Annotated in this window: 21 protein-coding genes; 14 read left to right on the top strand and 7 right to left on the bottom strand. The window is 72.1% G+C overall.

Annotation, left to right across the window (positions count from 1 at the left end):
* Window positions 1-55 precede the first annotated feature (55 nt).
* Window positions 56-979, top strand: coding sequence for a YihY/virulence factor BrkB family protein (locus ACFY60_RS19880; protein ID WP_388612061.1), 924 nt, complete (start codon window positions 56-58; stop codon window positions 977-979).
* 145 nt (window positions 980-1,124) lie between these two features.
* Here ACFY60_RS19880 and ACFY60_RS19875 read toward each other — a convergent pair whose 3' ends face one another.
* Window positions 1,125-1,340: a DUF6243 family protein gene (locus ACFY60_RS19875; RefSeq protein ID WP_388612060.1), complete on the bottom strand. Its 216-nt coding sequence runs from the start codon at window positions 1,338-1,340 to the stop codon at window positions 1,125-1,127.
* Between the two features lie 298 nt (window positions 1,341-1,638).
* Here ACFY60_RS19875 and ACFY60_RS19870 point away from each other — a divergent pair, with 298 nt between their 5' ends.
* The 11 genes from ACFY60_RS19870 to ACFY60_RS19820 all read left to right on the top strand — a co-directional run bounded on the left by ACFY60_RS19870 (window position 1,639) and on the right by ACFY60_RS19820 (window position 10,867).
* On the top strand, window positions 1,639-2,490 hold the full coding sequence (locus ACFY60_RS19870; protein WP_388612059.1) for a DUF72 domain-containing protein: 852 nt from the start codon (window positions 1,639-1,641) through the stop codon (window positions 2,488-2,490).
* A gap of 220 nt (window positions 2,491-2,710) precedes the next feature.
* Window positions 2,711-3,103 (top strand): hypothetical protein, encoded by a 393-nt coding sequence (locus ACFY60_RS19865; RefSeq protein WP_388612058.1) that lies wholly within the window; start codon window positions 2,711-2,713, stop codon window positions 3,101-3,103.
* A 49-nt stretch (window positions 3,104-3,152) separates the two neighbouring features.
* On the top strand, window positions 3,153-3,587 hold the full coding sequence (locus tag ACFY60_RS19860; protein ID WP_388612057.1) for a MaoC family dehydratase: 435 nt from the start codon (window positions 3,153-3,155) through the stop codon (window positions 3,585-3,587).
* A 3-nt stretch (window positions 3,588-3,590) separates the two neighbouring features.
* On the top strand, window positions 3,591-4,841 hold the full coding sequence (locus ACFY60_RS19855; protein ID WP_388612056.1) for a cytochrome P450: 1,251 nt from the start codon (window positions 3,591-3,593) through the stop codon (window positions 4,839-4,841).
* 26 nt (window positions 4,842-4,867) lie between these two features.
* On the top strand, window positions 4,868-5,629 hold the full coding sequence (locus ACFY60_RS19850; RefSeq protein ID WP_388612055.1) for a 4'-phosphopantetheinyl transferase family protein: 762 nt from the start codon (window positions 4,868-4,870) through the stop codon (window positions 5,627-5,629).
* A gap of 93 nt (window positions 5,630-5,722) precedes the next feature.
* Window positions 5,723-7,396, top strand: coding sequence for an AMP-binding protein (locus ACFY60_RS19845; RefSeq protein WP_388612054.1), 1,674 nt, complete (start codon window positions 5,723-5,725; stop codon window positions 7,394-7,396).
* 46 nt (window positions 7,397-7,442) lie between these two features.
* The gene (locus ACFY60_RS19840; RefSeq protein WP_309051929.1) at window positions 7,443-8,234 is read left to right on the top strand and encodes a ferritin-like domain-containing protein; all 792 of its coding nucleotides are present in this window, start codon (window positions 7,443-7,445) and stop codon (window positions 8,232-8,234) included.
* Window positions 8,231-8,776 carry a PaaI family thioesterase gene (locus ACFY60_RS19835; protein ID WP_388612053.1) on the top strand — a complete coding sequence of 182 codons (546 nt, stop codon included), beginning with the start codon at window positions 8,231-8,233 and terminating at the stop codon, window positions 8,774-8,776. Before ACFY60_RS19840 ends, ACFY60_RS19835 begins: the two co-directional genes overlap by 4 nt.
* Before the next feature lie 69 nt (window positions 8,777-8,845).
* Complete coding sequence (locus ACFY60_RS19830; RefSeq protein WP_388612052.1) at window positions 8,846-9,109, top strand: acyl carrier protein; 264 nt, start codon at window positions 8,846-8,848, stop codon at window positions 9,107-9,109.
* A 4-nt stretch (window positions 9,110-9,113) separates the two neighbouring features.
* Window positions 9,114-9,965 carry an SAM-dependent methyltransferase gene (locus ACFY60_RS19825; protein WP_388612051.1) on the top strand — a complete coding sequence of 284 codons (852 nt, stop codon included), beginning with the start codon at window positions 9,114-9,116 and terminating at the stop codon, window positions 9,963-9,965.
* Between the two features lie 8 nt (window positions 9,966-9,973).
* A complete protein-coding gene (locus tag ACFY60_RS19820) occupies window positions 9,974-10,867 on the top strand; it encodes an acyl-ACP desaturase (protein ID WP_388612050.1) in 894 nt (297 codons plus the stop codon).
* Window positions 10,868-10,966: 99 nt separating this feature from the next.
* Here the strand turns inward: ACFY60_RS19820 and ACFY60_RS19815 are convergent, their stop codons facing one another.
* On the bottom strand, window positions 10,967-12,898 hold the full coding sequence (locus ACFY60_RS19815) for an FAD-dependent oxidoreductase (RefSeq protein ID WP_388612049.1): 1,932 nt from the start codon (window positions 12,896-12,898) through the stop codon (window positions 10,967-10,969).
* Between the two features lie 217 nt (window positions 12,899-13,115).
* Here ACFY60_RS19815 and ACFY60_RS19810 point away from each other — a divergent pair, with 217 nt between their 5' ends.
* Together ACFY60_RS19810 and ACFY60_RS19805 are read left to right on the top strand one after the other, a co-directional pair.
* Window positions 13,116-14,993 carry a hypothetical protein gene (locus ACFY60_RS19810; protein ID WP_388612048.1) on the top strand — a complete coding sequence of 626 codons (1,878 nt, stop codon included), beginning with the start codon at window positions 13,116-13,118 and terminating at the stop codon, window positions 14,991-14,993.
* A 411-nt stretch (window positions 14,994-15,404) separates the two neighbouring features.
* Window positions 15,405-15,908 (top strand): MarR family winged helix-turn-helix transcriptional regulator, encoded by a 504-nt coding sequence (locus ACFY60_RS19805; protein WP_388612047.1) that lies wholly within the window; start codon window positions 15,405-15,407, stop codon window positions 15,906-15,908.
* A gap of 11 nt (window positions 15,909-15,919) precedes the next feature.
* On the opposite strand, the gene ACFY60_RS19800 is transcribed toward ACFY60_RS19805, so the two are convergent.
* The 5 genes from ACFY60_RS19800 to ACFY60_RS19780 are packed head-to-tail and all read right to left on the bottom strand — an operon-like array spanning window position 15,920 to window position 20,544.
* Window positions 15,920-17,719, bottom strand: a complete 1,800-nt coding sequence (locus tag ACFY60_RS19800) for a PP2C family protein-serine/threonine phosphatase (protein WP_388612046.1) — start codon at window positions 17,717-17,719, stop codon at window positions 15,920-15,922.
* Complete coding sequence (locus ACFY60_RS19795) at window positions 17,716-18,792, bottom strand: SpoIIE family protein phosphatase (protein ID WP_388612045.1); 1,077 nt, start codon at window positions 18,790-18,792, stop codon at window positions 17,716-17,718. Before ACFY60_RS19795 ends, ACFY60_RS19800 begins: the two co-directional genes overlap by 4 nt.
* Window positions 18,789-19,232 (bottom strand): anti-sigma regulatory factor, encoded by a 444-nt coding sequence (locus ACFY60_RS19790; protein ID WP_388612131.1) that lies wholly within the window; start codon window positions 19,230-19,232, stop codon window positions 18,789-18,791. Before ACFY60_RS19790 ends, ACFY60_RS19795 begins: the two co-directional genes overlap by 4 nt.
* Window positions 19,232-19,651 carry an STAS domain-containing protein gene (locus ACFY60_RS19785; protein ID WP_388612044.1) on the bottom strand — a complete coding sequence of 140 codons (420 nt, stop codon included), beginning with the start codon at window positions 19,649-19,651 and terminating at the stop codon, window positions 19,232-19,234. Before ACFY60_RS19785 ends, ACFY60_RS19790 begins: the two co-directional genes overlap by 1 nt.
* Window positions 19,648-20,544, bottom strand: coding sequence for an STAS domain-containing protein (locus ACFY60_RS19780; RefSeq protein WP_388612043.1), 897 nt, complete (start codon window positions 20,542-20,544; stop codon window positions 19,648-19,650). The genes ACFY60_RS19785 and ACFY60_RS19780 overlap by 4 nt, the downstream gene beginning before the upstream one ends.
* Window positions 20,545-20,607: the final 63 nt, after the last annotated feature.

The raw sequence follows: 20,607 nt of genomic DNA, 5'->3' as shown, positions 1-20,607 counted from the left end.
GGCCGGGACGGTGGCGCCGGGGGTGACGGCAGGCGCCGAAGGGAGCGGTGGTGTCATGACGATCGGTGTACCCGCGAGGGGCCCGGCCCGCGATCGGCGCGCGTACGGGGCGTACGCCAGGGCCCTGGCCCGTACACCGGTCGCCGTCTGGAAGGAGGACCTCACCGACTGGGCGGCGGCGCTGACGTACTACGCGGTGCTGGCCGTCTTCCCGGCCCTGCTGGTGATGATCTTCTCCATCACCCTGCTCGGCAGCGACACGCCCCAGGAGGTCGTCGTGCGACTGGCCGCCTTCGTACCGGAGGCGGCCCGGCCGGTCCTCGCCCAGGCGCTGGGCAATCCGCAGGAGGGGTCGTCGGGACGCCGGCTGCTGCTCGTGGTCACCGCCGCCGCAGCGCTGTGGTCCGCCTCGAGCTACCTGGCCGTCTTCCGGCGCGCGCTGCACGCCATGCACGGGGTCACCGACTGCCGCCCGGCGTGGCGGACCTTCCCCGCCCTCGTGCTCAGGACGTCGACCGTGCTCGCACTGCTGGTCAGCGGGGTGCTGACGCTCACGGCCGCCGAGCGGGTCGCCCGGGCCATCGGCCGGGGCACGGGAACGGACCACCAGGCCGCCCTCATGTGGGCGGGCCTGAGATGGCCGTTGCTGTTCACGGTGGTCGTCGCCCTGGTCCTGCTGCTCTTCCGGTCCGGGCCGCCGGAGACCCGGGGCGCGCGGCAGACGCTGCCCGGCGGAACGCTGGCGGTGCTGCTCTGGCTGCTGGCGTCGGCGGGCTTCGCCTTCTACGCCTCGCACATCGCGACGTACAACCGTCTCTACGGTTCCCTGGAGGGCGTGGTGGCCTTCCTGGTCTGGCTGTGGCTCTCCCACGTCGTGCTGCTGGCGGGCGCGCGGTTCAACGCCGAACTGACGCGGGACGGGCGACCGGAACGGCCCGATCCCTGCTCCGGTGATCAGGCCGACGCCCCGGCACGGTGACGCCGGCCACGGTCACGGCGACGGAGCTGTCGCTGGCTGTCGCTGCCCGCCCGGTGGCTGAGGGTCCGGAACCGTCCGCGACGGGCCTGACCCCCTGTGGTGTCGACCCCTGCCCCGGGCGGTGCCGCTCCCCGGCAGCGGTGCGTCAGCTCTGTGCGGTGTCGTCGCCCGCCCGGTCGGCGTCCTCGGCCGGGTGGGTCTTCTCGCGCATCTTGCGCGCCAGATCCGCCTTCCGGTCGGCGGCGTTCCGGCGGTCGAGGTTGCGGTGCGGACCGTTGTTCTGCCGTTCGGCGCGGGACAGCCTCTTGCGCTGGCCACCGCCCTGGCCCACGGGGTTGTTGATGTTCTTGCTGTCGGTCACGGGTTCTCCCGGTGGTGAGGTGAAGCGCTCTGCGGACGCATGGGTGGGGGACGGGCGCGGCGTCGTCGAAGGACGCCGACGAGGGGCCCGTCACGCTCTCACTCGTGAATCGGCGTCCGGAAGAACATGACGAAGACGTTACCCGGTCCCGTCGGCTCCGCGCGCCGGGGAGCCCCGGCGCGGCCGTCCGGGGCGCCACCTGCTTCCCGGGGCCGTACGGCGAGCCGCGGAGATCGGCTCCGCGGCGTGCGGCGCGTGCCGACCCGGGTACACGGGCCGTGACGAAGGGACGGCCGGCATGGGCGAGATACTGATCGGGACGTGTTCGTGGACGGACAAGGCGCTGGTGTCCAGTGGGTGGTACCCGCCCGGGCGGCGTGATCCGGAGGGGCGGCTGCGGTACTACGCCGAACGCTTCTCCGTCGTGGAGGTCGACGCGGGTTACTACGCCCTCCCCAGCGTGCGCAACAGTGTGCTCTGGAGCGAACGCACACCCCCGGGCTTCCGGTTCGACGTCAAGGCGTTCTCCCTCCTCACCGGCCACCCGACGCGCAAGGCCGCCCTGCCCGCCGATCTGCGGGGCCACGACCTCGGGGATCCGGAGCTGCTCGACGAGGTCTGGCACCGTTTCGGCGCGGCCCTGCGGCCCCTTCGCGAGTCCGGCCGGCTGGGCACCGTACTGTTCCAGTTCCCGCCGTGGTTCCGCCCGGGCGCACGGGCGGAGACCGTGCTGCACGACACCAGGAAGCGCGCGCACCGGTGGCCGATGGCCGTGGAGTTCCGCCATCCCGACTGGTGGCGCGAGGACCGGCGGGAGCACACCGCGGCCCTGCTGAGGGACCTGGACGCCACCGCGGTGGCCGTGGACACGGCCCGAGGGTTGCCCACCTCCATGCCCGGCGACACCCCCGTCACGTCCTCGGAGCTCGCCGTCGTCCGCTTCCACGGCCGCAGCGCCGCCTGGGGGACCGGCAGCAAGGAGGACCGCTTCCGTCACACCTACACCCGCGAGGAACTCGTCGCCTGGCTGCCGCGTCTGCGCTTCCTGGCGGACCGGACCGAGCGGCTGCACGTCCTGTTCAACAACTGCTGCGGCGACGCCGCCGTACGCGCCGCCGAGACCATGCGCGGTCTGCTGGAGGATTCCTGAGACCCGGGTGGTGCCGTGCGGGAACGGTCCCCGCCCCCTTGGCGGCCCTCTCCCGGCGCCGCCGGGCCGTGGCAGCGATCCGGCCAATGTGACGCAGGCCACAATTACCGAACGCCTTTCCGCGTGACCGCCCGGTGAGGCATGATTCGAGCAGGCCGCTACCTACTGGTAGGTAGTGACCGGCCATCTTTCGCCACGTCGGTTTCCCGTACTGGAGGGGATGTTGTCGTCCATCGCCATCAAGAACGCCGTCCACGGAGACATCTCCGTCGGCACCGTTCTGACTTGGACCAAGCAGTACACCGACCAAGAAGTGCGCGACTACTACGAGTTGGCGGGCGAGCCGACCGAAACGCTGCCCGAGCACCTGCCGTACGTACTGACCGTCGCGCCGCTGACCAAGCTCGGCGGTGACCTCGACTACCTCTCCCAGCGCATGGACTGGCAGGCCACCCGGCCGCTGGGGCGCAACGAGGAGATCGTCGCCGAGCTGGAGGTCACCCGCCTGGAACCGACCGCCGGGATGACCAAGATCGCCTTCGACGCCCGCATCCGGTGCGGGGACGAGGTCGTGATCACCGGCCGCAGCAAGGGGCTCATCGTCAGCGCGTGACCCTCAGTGCTGACACGTAAAGCGCTTCAAGAGAACGGATGGTTCTGCCGTGAGCACCACCCGCACCAACACGCGCACGTTACGCACCGAAGACATCGACGTCTGCGCCCGCCTCACCGGCGACCTGGGCGCGCACCACATGGGTGGACACGGTGACCGCCGGATGGCCCAGGGCGCACTCACCCTCTCCGTGGTCCCTCTGCTCGCCGATCCCGGCGTGCACATGCGGGATCTCTCCTTCACCTTCCTCGCCCCGGTCTACGAGGGCGACACCGTCACGGCCACCCTCCGCGCCACCGGGGCCGACGCCGGACAAGCCCCCGCCGGGACCGGACAGGTGCCCGCCGACCGGGCGCTGATCACCTGCGAGATCAGCGTGGTCAACGACGCCGGCACTCCCGTGCTGACCGGCACCGGCATCGCCGAAGTGCCCCGCGCGACGGCCGACGACCTGCTGAACGACTCCACCGGCGGGGGGAGTTGACCCGTGCGTGAGGAGAATCCCGCCGCCGGCCTCAAGCTGCTCACGCCGGAGGTCTTCACCGACCCCTACCCCACCTACGCGCTGCTGCGCGAGCACGATCCGGTGCACTGGGACGACCAGCTCAACGGCTTCCTGCTGACCCGCTACGAGGACGTGAACGCGGCGCTGCGCGATCACGAGACCTTCTCGTCCCGGCGCATCCACCTGCTCGCCGCGCGCGGCGGAGCCAACCCGACCCCCGCGATGCGGCGCTTCGTCTCGCTCGCCTCGCAGTGGATGTGGATGCTCGACCCGCCCCAGCACACCCGGGTCCGCAAGCTGATGAACCAGGGCTTCAGCCCGCGCGACGTGCGGCTGCTCGAACCACGGGTGGCGGGCATCGTGACCCGGCTCGTCGACGCCATGCTGGAGAAGGAGGACGGCTTCGACCTGATTCCCGACCTGAGCTACGCGGTGCCGGCCGGTGTGCTCCTCGCCCTCTACGACCTGCCCGAGGAGGACGGCTCGCTCATCACCCAGTGGTGCGACACCATCAAGATCTTCCTCGGTGGCGCCCCCGACCTGCTCGGCACGCACGCCCCGGCGGTCCAGTCGCTGCAGCGGATGATGGACTACCTGGGCGCCGTGATCGCCGAGCGCAGGAAGGCCCCCAAGGACGACCTGATCTCCCGGCTGGTGCAGGCCGAGGAGGACGGCGAGCGGCTGGGCGACGAGGAGCTCTGCTCCAACCTGCTGCTGCTGTTGGTGGCCACGTACGAGACGTCCGTCGACATGATGGGCAACGGACTGCGCGGGCTCCTCACCCAGCGCGACCAGTGGGAGCTGATCAAGGCCCGGCCGGAGCTCATCCCGGCCGCCGTGGAGGAGATCCTCCGCTGGGATGGTCCGGTGCAGCTCACCCACCGCCTGGTCACCCGCGACATCGAGCTGCACGGCACCCCCATCAGGGAAGGCCAGCTCGTCTACCTGGTCAGGGGAGCGGCCAACCGCGACCCGGAGCACTTCCGCGACCCGGACCGGATCGACGTCACCCGCACCGAGACCGGGCACGTGGCGCTCGGCACCGGCGTGCACTTCTGCATCGGGGCCGGCCTGGCCAGGCTGGAAGGCGCCTGCGTGCTGCGGGAGCTGACCCTCCGGGCGCCCGACCTCGCACTGGACGAGACCCGCCCGTACCGCTGGCGCGCCGACAACCTCCAGTTCCGCGGACTCGCCACGCTGCCCGCCAGGGCCGGCGGCCGGGCACCGGCATAGTCCACGGCGCCACCGGCGGGGACCTCATGGCACCGTCGACCGACGCCGGCCCGCACCGAGCCCCCTTCCTCCACCTTCACCTCGCGGACCTGTCCGCCGTGTACGCGGCGGCGGAACAGGGCCCGCCCGCGCTGCCCGAACCGGAGGGCGCGGCACTGCGCGACCGGTACACCCCGGGCCGCAGACGCGTTCAGGCGCAGGCGTCCCGGCTGCTCGTCCGGGCCGTCCTGAGCCGGGCCACCGGCCGGCCGGCGCACCGGGTGCCCGTCGTCACCGACGCCGACGGCCGCCCGCACCTGTCCGGGACGCCTGCGCGGTGGCCGTGCTTCAACGTCAGCCACGACAGCGGGCTGCTCGCACTGGTGCTCGGCACCGGTCCGTGCGGGATCGACGTGGAGGACACCGGCGAGGACGTGCTGCGCGAGGTCGCCGGCCGCTTCTGCGGCGGGCCGGACCGCGCGCTGCTCTCCGCACCGGACGGGGCACGGCGCCTGTGGGCGGCCAAGGAGAGCGCGGCCAAGGCGCTCGGGCACGGACTGCGCGCCGGACTCTCCACGATCCACTTCACCGGCCACCCCGGCCGGGAATGGGCCGGGGTCACCTGGCGCGGCCGGCCGGCCGGTCTGCGGACGCGCGTGGTGAACCTCGGCGACCGCCACCTGGCGGTCACCGCGGCGGAGGTGCCCGCCGTCGTGCACCTCACCCGGTGGGCGCCGCACCACACCGGCCCCGACGGCCGCTGGGAGCTGCGCCCCGGCGCCTCCACCCACATGACCACGGGTCGCTGACGACCGCAGCGACCTCGACACCGACGCCGTACGGAAGGCATGGACGTCCGGGCGACGCATGCCGTCGTACGCCGCGTACGAGAGGGGGAACCCATGGACGAACCGACACTGCACACCGCCCTGGACCGGATCGCCGCCCGGCACGGGGACGTCACCGTCGACTTCCCGGCCGACAAGGTGGAGCTCAGCCTGACCGGCCTGGGCGCGCGGTCCCGGCGGATCGCGGCGCACCTGAGAGACCTGGGCATAGGAGACGGCGACCGGGTCGGCGTGCTGTCCACCAACGAGCCGGACTTCCTGCTGATCCTCTTCGCGCTCAGCCGCCTCGGCGCCTGCGCCTGCCCGCTGCCCATGCACGCGAAGGAGGGCGCCGGCCGGCTCGTCGGCGTGCTCGACGACGCAGGGATCAAGGACGTGGTGGTCTCGACCCGCCTGGCCGCGATGCTGCCCTTCATCGAGGAGGCGCTCCCGGGCCGCCGGGTGCTCGGGGCGGCCGGCATCCTGGCCCACGGGGAACGGGACGAGGCGGACGAGGTGAGCGGCACGGACGTGCCCGCCACGAACGAGATCGTCCTCCAGTACACCTCGGGCAGCACCTCGCACCCCAAGGGTGTCCGCCTGACCCACGCCAACGTCCTCGCGACCCTGCGCGCGATCCGCGACGGCATCAGGCTCACGCCCGCCGACAAGAACTCCAGCTGGCTGCCGCTCTTCCACGACATGGGCCTCTTCGGCACGCTCACCGGCATCCTGACCGGCGTGCCCTGCACCATCTGGCGGCCCTCGGCCTTCGTCAAGGACCCGGCGCGCTGGCTGCGGCAGTTCGCCGACGGCGGCTACACCATCAGCCCGATGCCCAATTTCGCCTACGACTACCTGGTGGAGGCCGTGCCGGCCGACGAGGCGGCCTCGTACGACCTGTCCCGCTGGCGGGTGGCGTTCAACGGCGCGGAACCGATCGCCGTGGACTCGCTCGAGACCTTCTTCGGACACTTCGCCCCGGCCGGCTTCGATCCGCGCGCGATGCTGACGGTGTACGGACTGGCGGAGGCGACGCTCGCGGTGACCTTCCCGCCGCTCGGGCGCGGTCCGCGCTTCGACTGGGTGGACCGCGCCGCGCTCGCCGAGCGGGGCGCCGCCGTACCGGTCGAGCGGACGGCACCGGGTGCGCGCGGTGTGGTCGCCGTCGGCCGGCCGGTGCTCGGGATGGACCTGAGGATCGCCGATCCGGACGGTGGCGGCGGCGCGCTCGGCGACCGGTCGGTCGGCGAGGTCCAGCTGCGCGGGCCGTCCGTCACATCAGGGTACGTCGACGACGCCGGCACCCTGGACCAGCCGTTCACCGCCGACGGCTGGCTGCGCACCGGGGACCTCGGGTATCTCGCCGACGGTGAACTGCACATCACCGGGCGCGGCAAGGAGATGCTCATCCTGCGCGGCGACAACTACTACCCGGACGACGTGGAGAGCGCCGTACGGACCGACGAGGCCGTGCACCGCCGCCGCTGTGTGGCCTTCGTCCACCAGGAGCGCGACCACACCGAGGGGCGGGGCGGCGGTCGGGAGACGATGGTCCTCGTCGCCGAGACCGCCCGCCCCGAGGCGGAGCACCCCGCCCTGTCCGACCGCCTGCGCACGCTGGTGCGCCGGGCACTGGGCCTGGACGACCTGCGCGTCGTGCTCGTGGCCCCGGACACCCTGCCCCGTACCACCAGCGGAAAGCTCCAACGCCTCGCCGCCAGGAACGACTTCGCCGACGGCCGCTGAAGAACGCCGACCGCCGCAGCCACCGCCACGACCAAGGGATGAACTGATGCACAGTTACGACGTCTTCACCCAGTACGAGCGCAACCACTGGAAGCTGACGGACATCGACTTCTCCGCCGTCGACAAGGGCAAGGTCAAGCCCGAGTACGTGACGATCGCCAAGAGCGCCGTGATGGGCGAGTCGAACGTCATCGCCGCCGTGCACGGCTTCCTCAACGAGTTCGTCGACGACTACGACTTCTCGACCTTCGCCGTGGTGTGGGGCAACCAGGAGGTCCAGCACCACTACATGTTCAAGGCCTGGCTCGACGCCATAGGCGAGAAGGTGGACGACACGGCGGTGGCCGCCATGCGGGCCCCGTACGACCCGGGCATCACGCCGTCCGCGACCCTGGCCACCAACATCATCTCCGAGCTGACCGTCAATCACATCTACCGCAGGGTGGCGGGCGCGGTGGACGAACCGGTCCTCCACACCCTGCTCCTGAACGCCAGCCGGGACGAGGCCGGGCACGCCCGGGAGTTCATCCACTACTGCAAGGAACGGCTCCTTCGGCACCCCGAGGAGACGGCATCGGTCCTCGAGACGCTCTACGTCTACACCTCGGACAAGCGCATCAAGCACCCCGTCGGCATCTTCAAGAGCGAGCTGACCGAGCTGGAGGACCACGAGACCATCGACACCGCCTTCGAGCTGTTCCTGGAGAGCATCGCCGACGCCGACGAACTGCTGGAGCTCCAGGGGAAGATCCGCAAGGTGTTCGGCAGCATCGTGGACATGGACCTGTCCACCAACGGCAAGGTCCGCCGCGCGCTGGCCGAGGTGATCGCCGCGTGACCGGGCTCACCACGGAAGCCGACGCGCGGGACGGCGTTCCGGCCGAGCTGCCCTGGCGGGTCCTGCCGGACTACCAGTGCTTCGGCTGCTCGCCGGCCAACGAGCGGGGGCTGGGCCTCCGGTTCCGGCACACCCCGGACGGCGGCCTCGCGTGCACCCTCGCCTTCGACCGGGCCTTCGAGTCCTACCCGGGCGTGGTGCACGGCGGGATGTCCGCCACGGTCTGCGACGAGATCATGGGCAATCTGCTGGTCCTCCGCCTGGGCGTCTCGGTCTTCACCACCAGCATGCGCACCCGCTACGTCGAACCCCTCGCGATCGGCGCCACCTACCACTGCACGGCGAGCACCGAAGCGGTGGCGGGCGACACGGGCCCGTACACCGCCCACGCCCAGATCACCGACGCCGCCGGACAGGCCGTCGTCTTCGTCACGGGCTCCTACCAGCCGGTGACTCCGGAGCAGGCCAAGGCCCGGATGGCGATGTCCGACGACGAGGTCCGGCTCGTGGACGAGGCGCTGTCCGCGCTGCGTACCGACTGACCGGCGCACCGGCCGGCCGCCCGGCACGGCCCTTCCCGCACAGACACCGCACGAGGAGAGAGAGCGAACATGTCCCAGACCCCCACCAAGGACGAGATCATCCGCACCGTGACCGACCTGGTCGCCACGGAGTTCGGCCGCCCCGCGGCCGTGTTGACCCCCGACCGCGACCTCACCTCCGTCGAGGGCGCCGACTCGGTCAAGGTGCTGCGGTCCGTCGCGCGGATCGAGCGCACGTACGACATCGAGCTGGAGGACGACCAGGTCTTCGGCTTCAAGACGATCGACGACGTGGCCGACGCCGTCGCCGCGCTCCTCGCCGAGCGGGGCTGACCCCATGACCGTCGACCACATCGAACCGGCCGCGCCGAAGACCAACCAGCACTACGACCAGGACCCCCGGGTCTTCGAGCTGTACCTCGACCGGACCCGCAAGTACAGCGCGGGGATCTACCGCACGGACGAGGACACCCTCGACCAGGCCCAGCAGAACAAGCTGCACTACGTCGCCGGCCGGCTCGGCATCCGGGAGGGCGGCCGGCTGCTCGACATCGGCTGCGGCTGGGGTTCACTGATCCTGTTCATGGCGGCCGAGTACGGCGCGACCACGACGGGCATCAGCCCCGCCCCCAACCAGCACGCCTACATCGCCGAGCAGGCCGCCGCGAGGGGCCTGGCCGGGCAGGTGGAGACCCGCGTAGGACAGATCGAGGACCTGGAGCTCGAACCGCGCTCCTACGACGCGATCACCATGCTCGGGTCCATCGTCCACATGCCCGACCTCGACGCCGTCTACCGCAAGGCCTGGGCGGCCCTCAAGCGGGGCGGCCGCATGTACGTCTCCGAGAGCTGCTACCGCAACAACGCCAAGCGGGCCGAGTTCGCCGAGCGCGAGAACTCCGTGTTCGTGCGGGACTCGATCTTCGGCTGGGGCGACATGCGTCCGCTCTCCGACCTCGTGCGCGGCGCGGAGGACGCCGGGTTCTCGGTCGTCGCCGTGGACGACCTGACCGAGGGCTACCGGCGCACGATCGAGGACTGGCTCGCCAACGTGGAGCGCAACGCGGCACGCCTGGACGAGATCGAGCCCGGCCTGTCCGAGCAGCTGACCCGTTATCTCAGGACGGCCAACGCGGGGTGGGGCTACACCACCAAGCACTACTCGCTGACCCTCGCCAAATCGCGCTGATGGAGGGCATGTTGACCGAGATCGACGCCATACCCACCCGGGGGAGGCGCGGCCAGGCCGGCGGGCCGTTGCTGCCCGCCACGGACGTGGACGCGGCGGTCGGCGCCTTCCTGCGCACCTCGCCCCCGGCGAAGCGCTGGGACACCGACTTCAGCTTCGACTGGTCCCGGGCCGACGCGGGCCGGCTGACCGAGGGCGAGCGGTCGGCGGTGCAGTTCGTCACCATCATCGAGGACCATCTGCCCGGCTACTTCGCGCTGTACGAGCAGAACTTCCCGGTGGACGACAGCGTCGATCGCGAGACGTACGTCCACAACCGGGAGCTGTACCACTTCACCGTCCGCTGGGCGCAGGAGGAGGACACCCACGCACGGGTACTGGCCCGCTACCAGCTGGCCACCGGCCTCGCCGAACAGCGGGAACTGTGGGACTCGCTGGCCGACGAGGGACGGAAGCACTTCGACCTGCCCTACACGCAGGCGGTCCAGTTCTTCGTCTACCCCCTGGTGCAGGAGAAGGCCACCCAGATCTACTACCAGCATCTGCGCCAGGTCGTCGGCGATCCGCTCCTGAAGGACATCCTGGTCCGGCTCAGCAGGGACGAGGCCCGGCACTTCTCGTTCTTCGCGGACATGGTCGGGCGCTATCTGCAACGTCACGGGGACGCGGTGGTGGAGCCGATCCGCGAGGTGATCGCCGAGTTCCGGATGCCGCTCGCGGACACCATCCGCGGGTACTGGCGCTGGGCCCTGAAGATCGCCGACACGGCACGTTACGACCACACCGAGGCGTACGACCACCTGGTGAAGGTCGTCAATCGCGCCGTGGACGCCAGGTCGGACAAGGTGGACGAGCTCGTCTCGTTCGTCCGGGCATGCGGACAGCTGGGCCCCCGGCTCTGAGCCACCCGCTCACCCGTCCGGATCCTGTCGTGCCGGCCGGTGGTCGCGGGCCCGGGGCTGTCGCGGAGAGCCGCCACAGCCCCGGGCCCCGGCCGCCGGTCAGGCGCGGCCCGCCGTCACCTTCCCGGTGTGCACCTCGAGAGCGGTGCGGACGGCGGATTCCAGCGCCCCTTCGATCCACGCCGGCTTGACCGAGGTGTGACAGCCCGCGAAGTGCAGCGGGCCCTCCGCGACCGGCACGTGCGGGAAGAGTTCCGTGTGCTGGCCGGGGAACAGGACGGACGCCTCACCGTACGCGTAGGGGTCGCGCATCCAGGACTGGGTGCGGCCCACCCCGGTGTAGAAGACCTCGACGCGCTGCCCGTACACGTCCTGGACTCCTCCGAGCGCCCGGGGGTACCGCTCCTCGTCGTCGAAGGCGTCCCATTTCAGGGCGTCGTCCGCCCAGCTGTACGAGGCGAGCAGGACGCCGCCCTCACTGCCCGGTACGGGGTGGGACGGTTCGAACATGAACCGGTTGGGATTGTCGGTGGTCGAGCCGCCGCCGATCACCATCGCGGCCTCGGGCTGGTCCCGCAGGGTCGAGCGGTGGGCGGCGTAGTGCACGCGCTGGGCGTCGGAGATGTGACCGCGCGGCACCGAGGGATGCGCCCCGAGGAGTGAGCCGTCGGCCGGGGCGCCGCCGCGCCGGTACCGCTCGTAGAGGCCGGGGCGGATCGCGTCCAGCTCGCGCCGCCAGTCGTCCTCGTCGAACTCCCACCAGCGGCGCGAGAACTCCAGCAGTACCTTGGTCGCCGCGTCGTAGTGGAGCTCCGTGACGGCCCGCCGCTTGCCGTAGGAGAGCTGCGGGGTGAAGGTGACGTGGCGGAGTCCGGAGAACGGGACGGTGATGACGGCCTCGTCACCGGTGAAGGCTTCCCGCACGACCCTTCCGCCACGGCCCTCGGACACCGTGTGCACGGTGACACCGCCCCGCGGACCGTGCTCGACACGGACGGCCCGGCGGTCGAGGCGGACCAGGTCCTTCACGCGCGCGTAGAGCGCGTCCGCCAGGGTCGCGGTGCCGTCGGGCAGCTCGTAGAAGGCGGTGTCGGGGCTGATCAGCGCGGAGGACAGGAAACTGTGCAGGAACGACAGGTGCAGCCGTGACGTGACGTTCTGCACCGTGCCGACGAGGTCGATCGTGCGCTCGTCGAGTCCCGCCTCCTCGGTGAGGTACCGGAACATGGACCAGTGGCCGTACCGCTGGAGGACGGTGGCCCAGCCCTCGACGAGGTCCCTGCCCTGCTTTCCGTCGATGAGGGCCCGGGCGGGCGCCAGGGCGGCCCGGTAGATCTCCGCGGCCGTCGTGTCCAGATACTTCTCCGGTACTCCGAAGTGCCTGTTCAGGACACGCGGCCGGCGCTCGTACTCCGCGCGCCGGACCCGGACCCCGTTGGCCTGGATCCACGTCCGGTTCGCCGGCCTGCCCGAGGGGTCGACATCGGTGAGGTGGAACCTGCGCCGCTCCAGACCGAGGGCGTCGATCAGCCCGATGACCAGCGGGTGGCTGGCGGGGATGCGCATCGCTCCGGCCTCCGCGTACTGCCGGGGATCGGCGAACGGCTGCGCGGCGTTCTCGTGGCCCCCGGTGCGGAAGGTCTTGATCCGGCCGCCGACCCGGTTGCCGTTGGCCTCGATCACCGTGACCTCGTGCCCGGCGCGCCGCAGGAGATCCGCCGCGACGAGCCCCGCCGGCCCCGCCCCGACGACCAGGACCCGCTTGCCGCCACCGTGTCCGCGCGGCAGGCCCGTCTCCAGCAGGATCCTGGCGTACCGCGGGACGAGGGCCTCACCGTGCTCGTCCAGCACCAGAATGGCCCTGGCCACCCGTTCGCAGACGTCCCGGGGCGCGCCGCCCGGCACCGGCGGGACGCTGCCCGCCACGGTCGCGGGCGCGGCCGCGGCCTGGGGAGCGGAAGGCAGGGTGAGGGCGAGCGCGCCGGTGCCGGCGGCGGTGACCAGGGCGCGCCTCTTGAGCTCGATATTCACAGGGGGCACCCTTCGGGAAGCCGCCGGCGGTACGCGCGGGACACGCCCGCCCGCGCCGGCGATTCACCTGTACGTGGTGCCCGCCGCCACCGCCGCCGTGGGGCGGACGCGTGACGCGGAGGTCCTGTCGGCCGGGCCTCGTAGGCCGTCGCGGTGAGAACTCGCATGATGGCTCCGACGCTGATCACCGGCGGAGCCCCGCGAGGCAGGAGTTCTTGTGCTGCAGAAGTTCCGCTATCGGGTCGACAACGTCATGGGCCGGGGCGCCCCCGCCCTGATCGGCGTCCTCGCCGTCCTCTGCTGCCTGCTCGCGGCCCTCAACGGTCTGCTCCTGCTGGCGTTCGCCCCCGACGGCATCCGGCCGGACAACGCGCGCTCCTCGATGTGGGCGGGGTTCCTCAGAGTGCTGAGCCCCACCATCCTGGTCAAGGACCGGGGATCGGTCCTCTTCCTCGTGGTCGCGGTGCTCATGGCCTTCGGCGGCATCATGCTGATGAGCACGCTGATCCCGGTGATCAGCGCCGGGTTGCAGAACCAGCTCGCACGGCTGCGGGCCGGAAGGACCCCCGTGGTGGAAACCGGCCACACCGTCATCCTCGGCTGGTCCTCCCAGGTCCATGTGATCGTGGCGGAACTGGTCGAGGCCAACCGCAGCCGCCGCCAGGCCTGCATCGCGGTCCTCGCGGAGAAGGACCGGTCCGAGATGGAGACCGAGATCCGTGAACGGGTCGGCGACACGGCCGGCACCCGTATCGTCTGCCGCACCGGCAACCCCGCCGATCCCCAGGACGTCGGCATCGTCAGCCCCGGGCGGGCCAGGTCGGTGATCGTCCTGGCGGCCGAGGACGACGCCCCGGACTTCGGCGTCATCAAGTCCCTGCTCGCCGTCGCCGGAACGCCCGGGGACGAGGGCACCGGCCCGCTCCTCGTCGCCGGGGTCGCGGACGAGCAGAACCTCGCCGCGGCCCGCCTGGCGGGCGGACCGCGCTGCCGTGTCGTCAGCACGCAGGGGTTCATCGCCCGCCTGCTGGTGCAGAGCAGCCTGCAGTCGGGACTCTCCCGCGTCTACAGCGAGCTGCTGGACTTCGCCGGCCAGGAGATCTACCTGACCCACCAGCCGGAACTGGCCGGGCGGCGCTTCGACGACGCTCTGCTCGCCTTCCGGGCCTCCACCGTCATCGGACTGATGCGGCAGGACGGCCACATCCTGATGAACCCGCGCGGCGACACCCGCGTCGAGGCCTCGGACCGGATCGTCGTCATCAGCGAGGACATCAGCACCATCGCCCTGGCCGACCCCGCCACGGAGGAGTTCACGCCCGTGCCCCCGCCCCCCGCGGTGACGTCGCGGAGCCCGGGCCGCGGTGTCCTCGTCCTCGGCTCCAACCGGCGCCTCGGGGCCATCGTCGAGCAGCTGGGTGCCCACCTTCCGGCCGGCTCGCGCGTCGACGTCGTCACCGACACGCCGACCGTGATCGAGGCGGGGCGCGGCAACGGACTCGAACTGACGGTCCGACGGGCGGACATCACCCGGCGGCACGTCCTGGAGGACCTGTCCGTGGACGGGTACGACCACGTCATCGTCCTCTGCCCCGGCGACCGCGACCCGCAGGAGGCGGACGCCGGGACCCTCGCCACCCTGCTCAACCTCCGGGATCTGGCGGAGCGCACCACGCACCCCTTCACCCTGGTGACCGAGATGGCCGACGACCGCAACCGGGTCCTGGCACAGGCCGGCAAACCCGACGATCTCATCGTGAGCGGCAACTTCCTGAGCCTGCGCCTCTCCCAGATCTCCCAGAACCCCCACCTCGACAGGATCTTCGACGAACTGTTCGCGCCCACCGGCTTCCAGATCGCCCTGCACCCCGCCGCGCACTACGTGCCGCTGGACCGGCCGGTCACCTTCGGCTCCGTCGTGGGCGCCGTCCGGCACCAGGGGCACCTGGCCATCGGCCATCGCATCGCCCGGCACATCGGACAGGCACCCCACCACGGGGTCGAGCTCAACCCGGACAGGGGGCGGGCGCGGACCTACACGGACCGGGACCAGGTCGTCCTGCTCACCGGCCGTTCACTGATCCGCCCCGACTGACCCCCGACCGCGCGCCGCTCGGCACGCTCCCGGTGTCTTCACGACCCCGCCGCGTCCCCCACACGCCCGTGCCGGTTCGTCCACAAGCGCCCGGGGGCGCCCCACCCTGGGCTAGGTTGCTGGCATGCCGGTCGACGTCGAAGCACCCAGCGCCGCGAAGTCTTCGCCGAGAGGGCTCTCGACATCGCCACCCGGGCGGCGGACGCCGGCCCCGTCCTCCGGCTCGCGCGCCGTCGCGGAGGGGGGCCCGGCCGGTCCCTCGCGCCCCTCCCGCCCCTGATCCGTCTCCCTGTCCCACCCGGTTTCCCACGATGGCTCGACCGGCGGTGCTTGCTCGGCGACTCATCGGGTAACGCGTTTGAATGAGGGTGTTATCCATATGGGCAGGCGAATGCTGAAAGCGATGGGTTCGTGACTCGTCTCAGTGGCTCCGGAGACGATCGGTCGAAGGGAACGGACGGAGATCCGTCGTCCCTCGCACGGGAGATCTCCGACGCGGTGGACGGTCTCGCGCACCTCTGGGCGGCGGCCAGTCAGGAGGCGAGCCTGCGGCTGTCGCCGCACCAGCTGCGGGCGCTGCGGATTCTGCGGTCCGAGCCGGGGCTCAACCTCACCACGCTCGCGGAGGGCATGGAGATAGGGCTGCCGACGGCCAGCCGGCTGTGCGACCGGCTGGCGGCGGCGGGGCTGCTGGAGCGGGTGCTCCACCCGCACAAGCGCCGTGAGGTCCAGCTGAACCTCACGCTGCACGGCCGGCAGGTCCTGGACGAGGTGGCGGCCCACCGGTCACGGGCGCTCGCCGAGGTCCTTGCCACGATGAAACCGGACGACCGGGAGGCCCTGAGCCGGGGCATGCGCGCCCTCCTCGCCGCCCAGGAGGCCGACGCCCGGCACACGGGCGGCCACCGGTTCTGACCGCGGTCCGGTCACCTTCCGGCCGCCCCCGGCTCCCCGGCCGCCCCCGGCGGCGTCACCATGTGGCACATCAGCAGGCAGACGTCGTCGTCCCGTTCGGAGTCGTGCAGGAGTTGTTTGAGTACGTGGTCGGCCGCGGCGTTGAGGTCCTGTTCCAGTTCGGTGGTGTCGAAGGCGGCCATGGAGCGGGCGAGGCGTTCGATGCCGGGGTCGATGCCGTCGGCGCGGCGTTCGACCAGACCGTCGGTGTAGAGGACCAGGGAGGAGCCCGGGCCCAGCTCGGCCCGGTGGTCCTGGTAGGTGAAGGGCACGGGGATGCCCAGCATCACGCCGGGCTTGGCGTCCAGGACGCGTACGGAGCCGTCGGCGGCGCGTACCACGGCGGGCAGGTGGCCTGCGGACGCCCAGACCACCTCCGGTTCGCCCGGCTGGAACCGGGCGATCATCGCCGTGGCGTACAGCTCGGGCTGCAGGTGGCAGAGCATGCGGTGCAGGTGGCTGAGGATCTCGCCGGGGCTCTTGTTCTCGACCGCGTAGGCGCGCAGCGCCGTGCGGAGCTGGCCCATGACGACGGCGGCGTGCAGCCCGTGGCCGGTGACGTCTCCTATGACGGCCAGGAGGCCGCCGTCGGGCTGGAGGAAGGCGTCGTACCAGTCGCCGCCGATGTTCAGGCCGCGGGTGGCGGGCAGGTATCGGGCGGCCAGGAGCAGGCCGGGTGGGTCGGGGAGGTCGGTGAGCTGGGCGCGTTGCAGGGCTTCGGCGGTGTCGCGGTACTGCTCGTAGCGGCGGGCGTTGTCCAGGGCGATTCCGACGCGTCGGGCGAGTTCGACCAGCATGACCGCGGTGTCGGCGTCGAAGCGGGGGCCGGGGGCGGTGAGGGTGATGACGCCCAGGAGGCGGTGGGCTGTGAGGGGGATGGCGAGGAGTGGCCGGTCGGGGGAGAGGAGGGAGGGTGGGAGGTCGTCCGTGCCGGGCAGGCCGCCGGGGTGGGCGGCGGCGTGCTGGGGACGGCCGGTGCGGGCGGCGGCCACCGCGGCCAGCGAGTGCTCCCGCGCCCGGTAGGGGCGCCCACCGTGCCCTTCGTTCGCGTTGTCGTCACCGCCGTCCTCGTCCGCGCCCTCCTCGTCGAAGAGCCAGACGTCGAGGTGGGCGGCGTACTGCGGTACGAGCATGTCGGCCAGGCGGCGCAGGACGGCGGTGGCGCTGAGGGAGGCGGTGATGGCGGCGCTGGCGTCGGCGAGGAAGGTGAGCAGCCGGCGGGCGCGTTCGGCCTCGGCGCGGGCGGTCCGTTCGGCTTCGAGCAGCTCGCGCTGGGCCACCGCCGCCGCTTCCAGGTCGGAGTGGAGGGCCAGGACGCCCTGGTTGGTCTTGTGCAGCTCCTCCTCGTGGAGCCGTACGAGATCCTCCCGCTCGTCGAGGAGGCGCAGCACGGTCGCGGTGGTCTCGTCGGCACGCAGCAGAGCCTCGGACAACGGCGAACCGGGGCGGGAGCCGTCCGGGGCAGCCGGGTGCGGCAGGGGGCAGGAGAGGGCGGGCGCCGTCCCCGGGCCGGTCGCGGGGGCGCCGACCGGCTCCAGGAGCACCTCCAGACGGCCGTCCCGCCGCCCGCCGGGCGGGTGGACCCGGAGCAGCAGGGCCCATACGCCGCCGTGGTCGAGACAGTGGCGCAGCCGCGCCGTCAGGGCGGTGAGGAAACGGGCCCGCTCCAACGCCGGAGCACCGCCCTCGGTGAGGATCCGGTCGAGGGCGGCGCGGGCCCGGGCCGCGTCGGCGAGCGACGCCAGCTTCCGGACGTGAGTGGTCGCGGTCATGGACTCCCATCCGAGGGGGCAGGGGCCAGTACGGCCACGCAGGTGTCGTCGCGCTCGGGACGCGCGGCGCTGCCGGCGTCGCGGAGGATGACCGCGGCGACCACCGCCGGGTCATGAGCGGCGAGCAGGGGATCGTCCGGGGGCACCCAGCGGCTGGGGAGGCCGTCGCTGTGCAGGACCAGCAACCGGTCCGGCCCCCAGTCCGCCTCGCGTACGGGGACCGTGGCGGGGAAGTGGGCCCCCACGATGCCGGGATGGGAGACGAGGTGCTGCCATCCCTCGGGGGTACGGAGCCTGGCCCCGATGTTGCCGACTCCCGCGAACGACAGCCGGCCGGTGTCCTCCTCGAGCCGGGCGACGCCGACGGCGGCGCCCCGCGTGGTGCGCAGCGCGGTGTGCAGCCGCCGCAGGATCTCGGCGGGCGGAAGGTCCGCGCTCCGGCGCAGGGTCTCGACGGCGGCGGTCGACGCCAGGGCCGCCTTGGCGCCGTGCCCGAGCCCGTCCGCGAGCATGAGCGTGACGTGCGATCCCGAGCGCACCGCGACGCAGGCGTCCCCGGAGTGTTCGGCGTGGGCGAGGGAAGTGGTGACGCCACCGGCGCGCACGCCCTGCCGCAAGGAGCCGGCCGGCGTGCGGGAGGCGGTTCTGGAAGGCCGCTCCCGGCCGATGCGCGCCACGGCGACGGTGCCGCGTCCCGGCGCGCTGTGCAGGTCGAACTCGTGGGACACGCGCCGGCAGGTGCCGAGACCGGCGCCGAGGGACGCCCGGGCGGTGGTGGAGCCGTCCCGCAGCGCGGCGGCGACGTCGGCGATGCCGGGCCCGTGGTCCAGGGAGGTGATCTGGACGCAGGGCGCGGCATCGGGGACGGGGTGGGCCGGGCCGGCCGGCTCGATCATCACGCGGCCGCCGCCCGCGTGTTTGACCAGGTTGGTGGCGAGCTCGGTGGCTACCAGCGCCGCGACCGCCGTGGCGTGTGCGTCCAGGCCGGCGTGGGCGGACGCGGCCTCGGCGGCGACGCGGACGTCCCGGACGCGGGTGGAGTCCTGTACGGGGATGTCCCAGACCCTGCTCATGGGGTGCCTGTGCGGGGTGTGGGCAGGCCGGACACCCAGTCGGTGATGGTCACGGTGGTGCCTTTGCCGGGCTGGCTGTCGATGGTGAACTCGGCGACGAGGCGTTTGGACCCGCTGAGGCCTTTTCCGAGGCCGCCCGCGGTGGTGTAGCCGTCGGTCATGGCGAGTTCGAGGTCTCGGATGCCGGGGCCCTGGTCCACGAAGGAGAGACGCAGTCCGGTTCTGTTTCCTTCGGTCAGGGGTGTCATCTCCATGTGGCCGCCGCCTCCGTGGACGAGGGTGTTCCGGGCGAGTTCGCTGACCGCGGTCACCAGTTTCGTCTGCTGGACGAGGCCGAATCCGAGGGTGGTGGCGGCCTGGCGTACCTGTTGGCGTACCCAGGCGAGGTCGGCGTCGGAGCTGATGGTCAGGCGTGTGGCCGGCATGAATGGGGCATGCATCACGCGCCCTCTTCCGGGTGGGTGGTCGGGGCCGCGGGGGAGGGGTGGCCGAGGAGGAGCAGGGCTCTCTCGACGTCCAGGGCGGTGTCCAGGCCGGGCATGGTGAGACCGAGTTCGACCAGGGTGATGGCGACGGAGGGGCGCATTCCGGCGAGGACCGTGCGGGTGGCGAGCAGGCGGGCGCTGGCGGCGATCTCGGCGAGGATGCGGCCGAGGAAGGAGTCGACGATCTCGACGCCGGAGATGTCGATGACCACGCCGCCCACGGGTGCGGGGCTGGAGGCGATGCGCTGGGTGATGTCGTGCTGGAGCCGCTCCGCCGCCGTGTCGTGCAGGTCGCCCTGCAGGGTGACGAGCAGGACGTCGCCCAGGACGAGGACCGGTACCGGTCCGGGCTGGGTGGCGAAGGGCCCCGTCACCGCGCGTTCCCTCCCATGGCCGGGCGGGGGGAGACGACGATGCCCTGCTGGCTGAGTGCGTAGGCCAGGGCGTCGGAGAGGCCGGCGCGCGTGATGATCGTTCCGAGGTCGATGCCGAGCTGCACGATGGTCTGGGCGATGGCGGGCCGAATTCCGGAGACGATGCATTCGGCGCCCATGAGGCGGGCGGCGGCGACGGTTTTCATCAGGTGCTGGGCCACCAGTGAGTCGACGGTGGGCACCCCGGTGATGTCGAGGATGGCGTAGCGGGCCCGCTGGTCCACGATCGCTTCCAGCAGGCTCTCCATCACGATCTGGCTGCGTGCGCTGTCGAGGGTGCCGATCAGCGGCACGGCGACGACACCGTCCCACAGGCGGATGACAGGTGTGGCCACCTCCATGAGCTGCTGGCGCTGCCGGGCGATCAGCTCCTCGCCCGCGTCGACCGTGGTCTCCATGACGACCAGACGGAGCGTGCCGATCAGGACCGTCAGCGCGACCTCACCCGCTTGGGCCCGGGGGTCGGCGGGGTCGTCGTACTCGGCGCGCAGCAGGCTGGTGACCGGCTCGCGCAGCCCGGCGACCTCACCCGCGATCTGCGACGGGGTGTACCCGGCCTTCGCCCGGGAGGCCGCCATGCGGCCGAGCTGTTCCCTCACGGAGTCGAAACCGGGGGCCCGGAGGTCCTCCGGCCGTCCGCTGCGGGCCACTTCGGCCAGGGCGTCCACGACGGCCTTGCACGCCTCGACCGCCTCGTCGCGTGACACGGTGAACACCGCGCGGAACAGGGCGGCCTCCGCCCACCGCTGGGCGATCTGCTCGCGCCGGCGCTCCAGGAAGTCGCTCAGCTCCCGTGTCACGTCGAGGGCCGTTTCGTGCTCCGTCACCTGCATCGTCTCCCTGCTACGAGACCCGGGGCCGTCCGGTCGGCCGTCCCCGAGCAATTATTGCTACAT

It is taken from the genome of Streptomyces sp. NPDC012827 (assembly GCF_042900905.1).
GTDB lineage: Bacteria > Actinomycetota > Actinomycetes > Streptomycetales > Streptomycetaceae > Streptomyces > Streptomyces gulbargensis.
The sequence above is the reverse complement of the archived record's forward strand: the minus strand, read 5'-3'. Positions and strand labels throughout refer to the sequence as shown.

Bases quoted from the DNA above. Each gene is read 5' to 3' on its own strand.
- ACFY60_RS19865 (WP_388612058.1), top strand. From the start codon at position 2,711: ATGTTGTCGTCCATCGCCATCAAGAACGCCGTCCACGGAGACATCTCC.
- ACFY60_RS19850 (WP_388612055.1), top strand. From the start codon at position 4,868: ATGGCACCGTCGACCGACGCCGGCCCGCACCGAGCCCCCTTCCTCCAC.
- ACFY60_RS19820 (WP_388612050.1), top strand. From the start codon at position 9,974: ATGTTGACCGAGATCGACGCCATACCCACCCGGGGGAGGCGCGGCCAG.
- ACFY60_RS19880 (WP_388612061.1), top strand. From the start codon at position 56: ATGACGATCGGTGTACCCGCGAGGGGCCCGGCCCGCGATCGGCGCGCG.
- ACFY60_RS19845 (WP_388612054.1), top strand. From the start codon at position 5,723: ATGGACGAACCGACACTGCACACCGCCCTGGACCGGATCGCCGCCCGG.
- ACFY60_RS19795 (WP_388612045.1), bottom strand. From the start codon at position 18,792: ATGAGCAGGGTCTGGGACATCCCCGTACAGGACTCCACCCGCGTCCGG.
- ACFY60_RS19830 (WP_388612052.1), top strand. From the start codon at position 8,846: ATGTCCCAGACCCCCACCAAGGACGAGATCATCCGCACCGTGACCGAC.
- ACFY60_RS19790 (WP_388612131.1), bottom strand. From the start codon at position 19,232: ATGCATGCCCCATTCATGCCGGCCACACGCCTGACCATCAGCTCCGAC.
- ACFY60_RS19800 (WP_388612046.1), bottom strand. From the start codon at position 17,719: ATGACCGCGACCACTCACGTCCGGAAGCTGGCGTCGCTCGCCGACGCG.
- ACFY60_RS19870 (WP_388612059.1), top strand. From the start codon at position 1,639: ATGGGCGAGATACTGATCGGGACGTGTTCGTGGACGGACAAGGCGCTG.
- ACFY60_RS19840 (WP_309051929.1), top strand. From the start codon at position 7,443: ATGCACAGTTACGACGTCTTCACCCAGTACGAGCGCAACCACTGGAAG.
- ACFY60_RS19780 (WP_388612043.1), bottom strand. From the start codon at position 20,544: ATGCAGGTGACGGAGCACGAAACGGCCCTCGACGTGACACGGGAGCTG.
- ACFY60_RS19825 (WP_388612051.1), top strand. From the start codon at position 9,114: ATGACCGTCGACCACATCGAACCGGCCGCGCCGAAGACCAACCAGCAC.